Annotated in this window: 14 protein-coding genes; 8 read left to right on the top strand and 6 right to left on the bottom strand. The window is 73.1% G+C overall.

Features of this window, described 5'->3' with window-relative positions; all coding sequences use genetic code 11:
- Positions 1-3 precede the first annotated feature (3 nt).
- Genes B124_RS14230 through B124_RS14205 form a run of 6 tightly spaced genes read left to right on the top strand, consistent with a single transcriptional unit; the run spans position 4 to position 4,719 of the window.
- Positions 4-807 carry a class I SAM-dependent methyltransferase gene (locus tag B124_RS14230; protein WP_496503176.1) on the top strand — a complete coding sequence of 268 codons (804 nt, stop codon included), beginning with the start codon at positions 4-6 and terminating at the stop codon, positions 805-807.
- A 4-nt stretch (positions 808-811) separates the two neighbouring features.
- Complete coding sequence (locus B124_RS14225; protein WP_496503167.1) at positions 812-1,393, top strand: hypothetical protein; 582 nt, start codon at positions 812-814, stop codon at positions 1,391-1,393.
- Positions 1,390-2,703, top strand: a complete 1,314-nt coding sequence (locus B124_RS14220; RefSeq protein ID WP_496503166.1) for an FAD-dependent monooxygenase — start codon at positions 1,390-1,392, stop codon at positions 2,701-2,703. Before B124_RS14225 ends, B124_RS14220 begins: the two co-directional genes overlap by 4 nt.
- Complete coding sequence (locus B124_RS14215; RefSeq protein ID WP_496503165.1) at positions 2,700-3,611, top strand: UbiA family prenyltransferase; 912 nt, start codon at positions 2,700-2,702, stop codon at positions 3,609-3,611. Before B124_RS14220 ends, B124_RS14215 begins: the two co-directional genes overlap by 4 nt.
- A gap of 53 nt (positions 3,612-3,664) precedes the next feature.
- Positions 3,665-4,000 (top strand): ArsR/SmtB family transcription factor, encoded by a 336-nt coding sequence (locus B124_RS14210; RefSeq protein WP_496503164.1) that lies wholly within the window; start codon positions 3,665-3,667, stop codon positions 3,998-4,000.
- Positions 4,001-4,002: 2 nt separating this feature from the next.
- Positions 4,003-4,719 (top strand): cation efflux transmembrane domain-containing protein, encoded by a 717-nt coding sequence (locus B124_RS14205; RefSeq protein ID WP_496503163.1) that lies wholly within the window; start codon positions 4,003-4,005, stop codon positions 4,717-4,719.
- 93 nt (positions 4,720-4,812) lie between these two features.
- Here B124_RS14205 and B124_RS14200 read toward each other — a convergent pair whose 3' ends face one another.
- The 6 genes from B124_RS14200 to rpmB all read right to left on the bottom strand — a co-directional run bounded on the left by B124_RS14200 (position 4,813) and on the right by rpmB (position 8,890).
- Complete coding sequence (locus tag B124_RS14200) at positions 4,813-5,277, bottom strand: hypothetical protein (RefSeq protein WP_496503162.1); 465 nt, start codon at positions 5,275-5,277, stop codon at positions 4,813-4,815.
- A 96-nt stretch (positions 5,278-5,373) separates the two neighbouring features.
- The gene (locus tag B124_RS14195; protein ID WP_496503161.1) at positions 5,374-6,117 is read right to left on the bottom strand and encodes a Crp/Fnr family transcriptional regulator; all 744 of its coding nucleotides are present in this window, start codon (positions 6,115-6,117) and stop codon (positions 5,374-5,376) included.
- A gap of 1,153 nt (positions 6,118-7,270) precedes the next feature.
- Positions 7,271-8,131 (bottom strand): class I SAM-dependent methyltransferase, encoded by an 861-nt coding sequence (locus B124_RS14190; protein ID WP_496503160.1) that lies wholly within the window; start codon positions 8,129-8,131, stop codon positions 7,271-7,273.
- Positions 8,132-8,159: 28 nt separating this feature from the next.
- Positions 8,160-8,336 (bottom strand): 50S ribosomal protein L32, encoded by a 177-nt coding sequence (gene rpmF, locus B124_RS14185; protein ID WP_496503159.1) that lies wholly within the window; start codon positions 8,334-8,336, stop codon positions 8,160-8,162.
- 12 nt (positions 8,337-8,348) lie between these two features.
- A complete protein-coding gene (rpsN, locus tag B124_RS14180) occupies positions 8,349-8,654 on the bottom strand; it encodes a 30S ribosomal protein S14 (RefSeq protein ID WP_496503158.1) in 306 nt (101 codons plus the stop codon).
- On the bottom strand, positions 8,654-8,890 hold the full coding sequence (rpmB, locus tag B124_RS14175; protein ID WP_026277004.1) for a 50S ribosomal protein L28: 237 nt from the start codon (positions 8,888-8,890) through the stop codon (positions 8,654-8,656). The genes rpsN and rpmB overlap by 1 nt, the downstream gene beginning before the upstream one ends.
- 88 nt (positions 8,891-8,978) lie before the next feature.
- Between rpmB and rpmG the strand changes: the two genes are divergently transcribed.
- A complete protein-coding gene (gene rpmG / locus B124_RS14170) occupies positions 8,979-9,143 on the top strand; it encodes a 50S ribosomal protein L33 (protein WP_496503157.1) in 165 nt (54 codons plus the stop codon).
- Positions 9,144-9,217: 74 nt separating this feature from the next.
- Complete coding sequence (locus tag B124_RS14165; protein WP_496503156.1) at positions 9,218-9,472, top strand: type B 50S ribosomal protein L31; 255 nt, start codon at positions 9,218-9,220, stop codon at positions 9,470-9,472.
- The last annotated feature ends 4 nt before the right edge of the window (positions 9,473-9,476 follow it).

The raw sequence follows: 9,476 nt of genomic DNA, 5'->3' as shown, positions 1-9,476 counted from the left end.
CCCGTGAACCCGAACCCCCCGCCCCCCGGCCCCCCCTCCCCCCTCGTCATGCCCCGCGGCGGACCCGCCGCCTCCCGCTGGGACCGGCTCTACGAGACCGGCAAAGACGAGTACATCGACCGCCCCGACGCCCCTGCGAAAACCCGCCGCGTCCTGCGCGGTCTCGACCGGTTCCAGCGCCTCACCCTCGGCTACCGCACCTGCGCCCGCCTGACCGCCGCCCAGTTCGGCGGCACCCCGCAGCCCCGGGTCCTCGAACTCGGCGCCGGCTGCGGGCGCTTGGCGTACGGGATCCTCCGGGCCCACCCCACCGCCCTGGTCACCGCCAGCGACGTCAACCAGCGGGTCGTCGAGGAGCTGCGCGCCGGGCCGCTGGGCCGGCATCCGCGGGCCGGGTGCGCGGTGCTCGACGCCACCGCGATCGACGCCCCGGCCGGCGCGTACGACGTGGCGGTGATGGCGATGTCGCTGCACCACCTGCCGCCCGCCGGGGTGGTGGCGCTGCTGCGCGAGGGCACGCGGGTGGCGCGGACGCTGCTGCTCGTGGACGGGTGGCGGCATCCGCTGTGTCTGGCAGCGGTGCCCGTGATGTTCCTCACTGGCGGCCCGGCGCAGGCGCACGACGGGCTGATCAGTCTGCGCAAGGTCTACAGCGCCGCCGCCGTCCACGCCCTCGCGGGGATGTGCGGAGAGCCACTGCGGGTGCACACTCGGTTCGCACTGCCGGGGTACCTCGTCGTCACCGCAAGCCGGTCGTCGAGCGCCCCGGCAACTGCCGTTCCGTTCCGTACCCGCACCCGAAAGTGAGCTCATGCCCACGAAGACCCAGCTCCGCCCCGCAGCCCACGACGACGGCTTCGACGACCTCGGCCCCGACTCCGCCCGCTCGGCCATCGGCCGGTTCCGTGCCCCGCAGACGCGGATGCTGCTCAGCGGCGACGGCCTGACGACCACCCTCCTGGAGTCGTGGGCGGGAGCGCCGCTGCACGTCGGTGACGTGACGCTCAGGTTCGTACGGCCCGACGCTGCCCCGCACGGCGCCGCCGCTCTGCTCGGCGCCGAAGGCGACGTGCTCGTACGGCACTCGACGCTCACCGACAGCCGGGGCCGGCTGTGGTCGTGGAACCAGACCGTCGCGGCCCCGGCCGGCGACCCCGCGCTGCGGCGCTGCCTCACCGACGCCTCGGCGCCGCTGGGCCCGGCGCTGCGGGCGGCGGGCGCGGCGCTGACGCGGACCGTCGTACGCGCCGGGGTCACCCCGTGGCCGCCGGACCCGCGGGAGGCGGCGGCGTTCCGGACATACCGGCTGTGGTGCGGGGACGACGTGCTGGCCGCCATCCACGAGGTGTTCAACCCCGCCCACGTACCGGCGGATCTGCGGGAGACAGCATGAGCAGCACGAACGGCGGGAACGGCATGAGCAGCATGAACGGCATGAGCAGCGGGGCACGGGCACCGCGGCGGGTGCGTACGCAGGTCGCGATCGTCGGCGCGGGACCAGCCGGCCTGGTGCTGGCGAACGTCCTGTTACGAGCCGGCGTCGGCGTCGCCGTCGTGGAGCGCCGCTCGCGCGCCGAGTGCGAACGCCGCGCGCGGGCGGGCCTGGTGGAGCACCGGATCGTCGAGTACCTGCGCGCGCACGGCCTGGCCGACCGGCTGCTCGCGGAGGGCACCCGGCACGGCTGGTGCGACTTCCTGTGTACGGGCCGGCTGCTGCGCTTCGACTACGCCGCGCAGTCCGGGGGCGTACGGCACTGGGTGTACCCGCAGCAGCTCCTCGTCCGCGACCTCATCAACGCCCTCGACAAGGCGGGCCACACCCCGGAGTTCTCCCTTCCGGCGACCCGCGTGCACGTGGACGGCGCCGGCCGGGCGCGGGTGGAGTGCCCCGGTCTTGACGTCGACTGCGACTACGTCGTCGGCTGCGACGGCCCGCACGGCGTCACCCCGCAGGCGCTGCCCCCCGATGCCGTGCCGCGCGGCGAGCTGGACGAGAGGTACCCGTACGACTGGCTCACGCTCCTCGCGGAGGTCGACCGCGGGGTGCCGGGCGTGGTGTACGCCGTGCACGAGGACGGCTTCGCCGGCGTCATGCCGCGTACGTCCCGTATCGCCCGGTGCTATCTGGGGATCCCCGCCGGCGACGCCACCGCGCGCTGGACCCCGGCCCGCGCGCACGAGCGGCTGCGCACCCGGCTGGCGGGCGCGGGCGCGGCGGTGCCGCGGCTGGGGCGCATCGTGGAGACGGGCGTGCTGCGGATGCGCAGCAGCGTGCGGCAGCGCTTCCAGCACGGGCGGCTCTTCCTGGCGGGGGACGCGGCGCACGTGCTGACGCCCTCGGGGGCCAAGGGCATGAACCTCGCCGTCGCGGACGCCGCCGACCTGGCCGACGCGCTGATCCGCCGCTACCGGGACGGCGACGAGGCGCACCTGTCCGGCTACACGGACCGCCGGCTCCCCGAGGTGCTGCGCACCCGGGACCTGGCCGCCGGCTTCCTGGACCTGCTGCATCCGCAGGGGCACCACCCGGCCGACCGCCGGGCGGAGCTGGCCCGGCGGCTGGAGCGGATGCGGGAGCTGGCGGAACCGGGCGCCGCGGGGGCCGCGTTCGCGCACTGGTACGTCGGCGCGGGCCCCGACCTCCCCTTCCCCCACAGTCCGGCCGGTTCAGCCGGTCCAGCCCCCAGGGAGTCCACTCGATGAGTCTTGCGGTCCAGGCGCGGGCGTTGTACGGCTTCTCGCGCGGCAACCAGGCGCTGTTGAGCATCGCCCAGCCCCTGGTCGGCGCGCTGCTGGCCACCGACAACCCCGCGCCGGGCCGCCTGACCGCCGCCGTACTCGCCACCGCCGCGGCGTTCTTCGCGGTCTTCGCGGCGAACGACCTGTTCGACGCCCGTCTCGACCGGCGCAGCGCGGCGCTGGCCCACACCCGCGCGGCGCCGGACCTCGACAGCGCGGGCGGCCGGCACCCGCTGGCGCAGGGCAGGCTGCGCTTCGCGGCGGGGCTGGCGTGGGTGCTGCTGCTGGGCGGGGTCGCGCTGGCGGTGGCGGTGGCGCTGAGCTGGGTGTGCGCGGTTTTGTTCCTCTGCGCGGCGCTGCTGGAGGCGGTGTACTGCCGGCTGGCCACGGTCACGGCGTACAAGTTCCTGCTCAGCGGGGCGATGGTCGCAATCGGCGCGTGCGCGGGCTGGTTCGCCTTCTCCGACCGCATCGACCCGCTGCGGCTGGGGCTGCTGGCGGTGTGGATGGCGGCGTGGGAGATCGGCGGCCGGAACATCCCCAACGACCTGGCCGACGTGGACGAGGACACCCCGCTGGGCATCAAGACGGTGCCGATCGTCTACGGCCCCCGCACCGCCGCCCGCCTCGCGGCGGCCCTGCTCCTGACCACCGCGGCGGCGGCCTGCGCGCTGGCCGCCGCCGCGTGGCCGTCGTACGGCGCGGTGGGCCTGACCGTCACGGCCCTCACCGCGGTGCCCACCCTCGTCCTCCCGGCCGCACGCCTGCTGCGCCGCCCCGAAGGACCGACGGCGCTGGCGGTCTTCAACCGCGCGTCGTTCCACCCGCTGGGGGTGCTGGCGGCTTTCGCGGCAGGCGCGCTGACGCTCTGACCCGACTCAGTTCACCATTCCCTGAATCCAGGATCCTCTGTACTATCCTGAGGGTGCTGACCACCGCCACGGACATCGACGTGCTGGCCCGCTTCGGCCGCGCCCTCGCCGACCCCATCCGCTGCCGCGTCCTGCTCGCCCTGCGCGACGCGCCCGCGTACCCCGCCGAGTTGGCGGAGACGCTGGGCATCTCCCGCACCCGGCTCTCCAACCACCTGGCGTGCCTGCGCGACTGCGGGCTCGTCACCGTCTCGCCCGACGGCCGGCGGATGCGCTACGCCCTGGCCGACCCCCGCCTCGCCCACGCGCTGGACGACCTGCGCACCGCGGTCATCGCGGTCGCGAACGACCGGACCTGCCCGGACGCCGCCACGGAAGGGTGCTGCTGACGATGACCGCGAACGTTGCCCTCAGCCCGGGTCCGGTCCGGGCGGCCCTTCTCACCCGGCGGATACGGCTGCTGGTCGCGGCGACGATCGCGTACAACGTCGTCGAGGCCGCCGTGGCGCTGACCGCCGGGGCTCTCGCCTCCTCCGCCGCGCTGATCGGCTTCGGGCTGGACTCCGTCGTCGAGGTCTCGTCCGCCGCGGCCCTCGCCTGGCAGTTCTCCGCGTCCGACCCCGCCGCCCGGCAGGCCCGCGAGGGCCGGACGCTGCGGATCACCGCGGTGTCGTTCTTCGCCCTCGCCGCGTACGTCACCGCCGACGCCGTACGCACCCTGGCCGGCGGCGCCGAGGCGGAGCCGTCCGTACCCGGCATCGTGCTGGCCGCGCTGTCGCTGGCGCTCATGCCGTTCCTGTCCGCCGCGCAGCGCCGCGCGGGCCGCGAACTCGGCTCCGCCAGCGCCGTGGCCGACTCCAAGCAGACCCTGCTGTGCACGTACCTGTCGGCCGTCCTGCTGCTCGGCCTCGTCCTCAACGCGACCGCCGGCTGGGCCTTCGCCGACCCGGTCGCCGCCCTCGCCATCGCCGCCGTCGCCGTCAGGGAGGGCCGCAACGCCTGGCGCGGCGAAGCCTGCTGCACCGTCCCGCCCACCGCCGCCGACCCCGCCCCCGACGCCCCCGCCGCGGACGACTGCTGCGCCGCAGACCGGGGAGGCCGGGGATGACCGGGTGGGCGTGGGCCGCGCTCGGCCTGTACGCGGCGTGGGCCGCAAGTCGGCCTGAGACGGCCGGCGCAGGACGGGATGCTCCCGGCGGGGTCACGGCCTGCGGAGCGTACGGACCTGCTGCTGGGCGCTGCTCACCGCCGTGGAGAGCCGGGTGCGGGCCTGCTCCTGCTTCATCGCAGCCGCCATCAGCGCCGCCCTGGAGCCGGACAAGGGCGACGTGAGCGCCGTGCCGAGGTAGGCGTCGCAGTGGGCCACGATGTCCTGCAGTTCGGTGCGCAGCGCACCGGACTGCGGGGCACAGGTCTCTAGCAGGTTGCGCAGGGTGCGCAGGCGATCGAAGTCGGCGACCGTGCCGGGCTTCTGGGCGTACCGGCACAGCAACTCGCGGACGCCCTTGAGGTAGTCGTCGACATCGTCCAGGTCCTTGGCGGCGTCGTCCGTGCGCCGGGTCCTCCTGCTCCAGGCGAAGACCCGGCGGTTGTGGCGCGCGTTGACGACGCCGATGGTGCCGATCACGATGATGCTGCAGATCGCCACGGTGATGCTGAGGTTCATCGAACCCATCCGTTCGTCGGTGCACGCGGCCTCGGCTCCCCTGGGGACCGGAGCCGCGCGAGGGGGGTGATGGCGGGTGGCAGGGCCGGGAGGGGGCTACGGGGTGCGGGCCAGGCGCTCAAGGGCGCGCAGGTCGGTCACCACCAGCTCCCGGTACCCGCTGTCGACGGCCCGGTGGCCGGTCCGCAGGTGGCGCAGGGCGTTCTCGACCGTGGACGTGCCGAGGAGGAGGGCGCCGGAGATGTCGTCCTGCCGCAGCCCCTTGACCGTGATCCGGTCGGGATCGACGGGGTCCTTGGCGCCGGCGGTGCGGGCCAGGTGCACAAGGAGGGTGGTCACGCGGGCGAGGGGGGACCGGCGGGTCATGCCGTAGACCCGCTCGTCGCTGCGGCTGCGGTCCTCCAGGCTGCGCAGGAGCGCGAGTTGCATGGGCGGGTGCTGCTTGAGCAGGACGTTCACCCGCTGCGCGGTGCAGGGCATCACCCACGTGTTGCCGACGCAGACCGTCTTCACCTGCGACCGGGGCTCGATGAGCTTCGCCTCGCCCAGGAACTCCCCGGCGCCGCGGAATCGGGCGATCACATCCGCCCCCTCGCCCATCGGGTAGCGCTTCTGGAGGACGCAGCCGCCCAGCACGATGAAGCAGGTGCGGTCGTCCTCGCCGAGCGGGAGTCGGCAACCGGACTCGAAGGTACGGGCGTCCGGGCCCCATGCCTGTATCAGCAACGGCCATATGTCGCGCGGCAGGTGGTGGAGGAAGCTGCCCGGGGGCATGGGCTGACGCCCTGCGAGTATTTCGGTGGGGTTGAAGCCGTCGGTCTTCGACGGAAGCGAGCCCATCTCTACCCCTGGCCTCCCGGTTGAGCGGGAGCGCCGGCGCGGTCGCCGGCCGCCGCGGGAGCCGCGGCAGGGAGGTGGTGCGGTGGGCGGGGCGGCAGCGCAGTACGATGGCGCGCCCGCGGTACGCGGGTGGCCTGTGCTGCGACGCCGTCCGGGACGGCGCGGTTCAACGGTCCGGGCCTCCTTCTGTTCCAGAACGGGAAGTTGTGGTGGGTCCAGCACCTCCCACCGCGCCTGTCCGGTGGTGAGTCCGGCGTGCGGCGCGGCGACGAGCGAGGCCCCCACGTTACCCCGTTGAGGGGCGGACGGCGCAGCTACACCGGACCGATTCTGCGGCATCACGAAGATCCCCCACCGGTGGGGATTGAAATTCCATTCTGCGGGGTGCACCGGGTGCCACCAGTCGCGGATCATCGGCGGCCCATTGTTAACTCAACAAGGTTTCGAATATTACCGGTGTCCGGCATCCGGGATTTCCGGCAGGTAAACGCCGTCGGGCGATTACGCGCAAGCCGCCTCTTACGCACCGGAGGCCCCAGGGAACCACCCTGGAGCCTCCGGGAAGAGGTCTGGACCCACCAAGGCTCAGACCGAGTGCCTATTTAACACCACGACATGCAAGTGCAGCACCTCCACCCTCCCGTCCACCGAACGCTTCCCCCATGGAGAGGGCTTTCGGCACTCGGATCGGGCGCCGCGACGCACACTGAACGTAACGGGGGCCGCACCACACATCTGTCCACTTTGAACCTATTCGCCGTGGTTCACTTCCGCGAAAGACCGGGTGAACTCGCCGGCCCGACGCCGGAGCGTACGAGCGTGAGCACTCAGCAGATTCGATGCACAGTTGCACATGGCGACCCGCTCCTTCCCGGCAGGCACACAGCGCACGGGCACAAGCAGCGTTTCCCACGCCCCACGGCCGAGTCGCCACGGCGAAAGTCCGGCGGTCGAGAATGGCTGGAGAAGGGGCGGGAATTACCCTCCGGAAACTGACAGTCAATGCCAGAAGAGGTATGTCGACTATCCGTGAGGCAATGGCCCGCACATGCCCGCGCGCACCCTTTATCTGAGAGCCCGTCAGCCCCCGCGCCCGGGCGCCCGGGCACTGCATGCCGGACCCGGACGGCCCGGTTCGGCTGACCGCGGCGCCTCAGCCGTGACCGTGACTATGGTCACTCGGGTGCGGGAGCCGGATGAGGTTCATGCGGTACTCCTCGACCTGCGGGAGGCGTTGTCCGGCGAGTCCGGTGAGCATCTCCCGGTACGCCGCGGGCAGCTCCCGGCGCATCGGCGGCGGCAGGCTGGTGAGCGTGTGCGAGGCGAGGACCCGGGTGCCGGGGTGGCGGTCGGCCACCTCCGCCGGGTCTGCGCACGCCCACCGCATCCGGGCCTCGACTCTGCTCAGCGCGTCGTGCGTGTCCTGCGCGGCGAGGAAACCCGGGCCCGTGGTGTCCAAGGCCAGCAGGGAGCCGGGGAATCGGGTGGCGGCCAGGTCCAGCACCCGGTGCACCTCCGCCTCCGTGAGGAACGGCAGCACCGCCTCGGCGGCGAGGAAGTACGGGCCCTTGCCGCCCAGCGCGACCGCCTCGTCCGCCCAGGACCCGGCGGTCACCGACGCGGCGAGCGCCCTGCGGCGGCCGGTGTCGGCGAAGAGCGTGCTGCGCAGCGCGATCACGTCGGGCAGGTCGAACTCCAGCCAGCGCGCGGTGCCGTTGTCGACGCGCTCGAAGCGCGTGTTGAGTCCGGCGCCGATCTCGACCACGGTGCCGCCCGGGTGGACGGAGAGGAACTCCCGTACCCACCGGTCGAAAAGGGCGGTGCGCAGCACCGAGCCGACCAGGCTCGGCAGGTCGTCGAACCGGGCGAAGTCGTAGGAGAGCGAGGCGACGATCTCCTCGGCCCGCGGGTCCCGCAGGGCGGGTTCGGCCTTGCGGTTCTCCACGGCGCGTCCGTACAGCGGGATCAGCAGCGTCTCCTGGACCGTGCCCAGGTCCACCGGGTGCCGGGTCATCGGCGCCTCCTGCATGCGCGGCGGCGGGTCATCGCTGGTCCTCGAAGCGCAGCAGGCCGCGCTCGTAGGCCCGTAGCAGATGCCGCGGCACGCGGTGGGTGACACCGTCGACGGTCACGGGCACCAACTGGGGTGCTGCGGCCTGCCACTGCGCGCGGCGGTGGCGGGTGCGGCTGCGGGAGAGCTTGCGCTTGGGTACGGCCACGGCGTCTTCTCCTCACCAGCTCGACTTGCGGACGCCGGGCAGGTGCCCGGCGTGGGCGTGGGTGCGGACGTTGATGCGGGACAGGCCGAAGGTGCGCAGGTAGCCGCGGGGGCGGCCATCGACGCTGTCGCGGTTGCGTACGCGGGTGGGGCTGGCGTCGCGCGGCTGGGCCCGCAACTCGCGCTGCGCGGCCTCGCGTACGTCCGGCGGGGTGGTGGGCCTGCGGATGAGTTCCTTCAGCTCCGCGCGGCGGGCGGCGTAGCGGGCGACGACGGCCCGGCGCCGCTCGTTCTTCGCGATCTTGCTTGCCTTCGCCATCAGATCCGCTCCCCTCGCGCGCGCATCCGTGCCACCGCGCTCTCGATGCCCATGGCGTCGATGGCCTTGATGCCCTTGGCGCTCAGCGTCAGGCGGATGTGCCGGCCCTCGCTGGGCAGCCAGTAGCGCTTGCGCTGGATGTTGGGGTCGAAGCGCCTGCGGGTGCGGCGGTGGGAGTGGGAGATGCGGTTGCCGAAGCCGGGCGTGCGGCCGGTCATCTGGCATCGGGCCGACATGGGCGGTCCCTTTCGGTCGGGTGGGTCCTGCGGTCGCGAGTGGGAGCGTACATGAAAATGACAACCGTTACGATGTATACTGCCGGGCATGGCCAGCAACGAAGTCCGTCCCGTGATCAAACTCCGCTCCACCGCGGGCACGGGCTACACCTACGTCACCCGCAAGAACCGCCGGAACGACCCGGACCGGCTGCACCTGCGCAAGTACGACCCGGTCGCCCGCCGTCACGTGCTCTTCCGCGAAGAACGCTGACGGAACGCTGAATCGCTGAATCGCCGAAGAACGCCGAAGAACGCCGAAGAACGCTGAGAAAGGAGCCCGCCGAGATGAAGCCCGGCATCCACCCCTCCTACGGCCCCGTCGTCTTCCGCGACCGGGCCGCCGAGTTCGCCTTCCTCACCCGGTCCACCGCCACCAGCGAGCAGACCGTCACCTGGGCGGACGGCAACACCTACCCCGTCGTCGACGTGGAGGTCTCCTCCGCCAGCCACCCCTTCTACACCGGCCGCACGAAGGTGCTGGACACCGCCGGCCGGGTCGAGCGGTTCGAGCGCCGCTACGGACGCCACCAGGAGCGCTGAGGTG

It is taken from the genome of Streptomyces sp. CNP082, assembly GCF_059570535.1.
The sequence above is the reverse complement of the archived record's forward strand: the minus strand, read 5'-3'. Positions and strand labels throughout refer to the sequence as shown.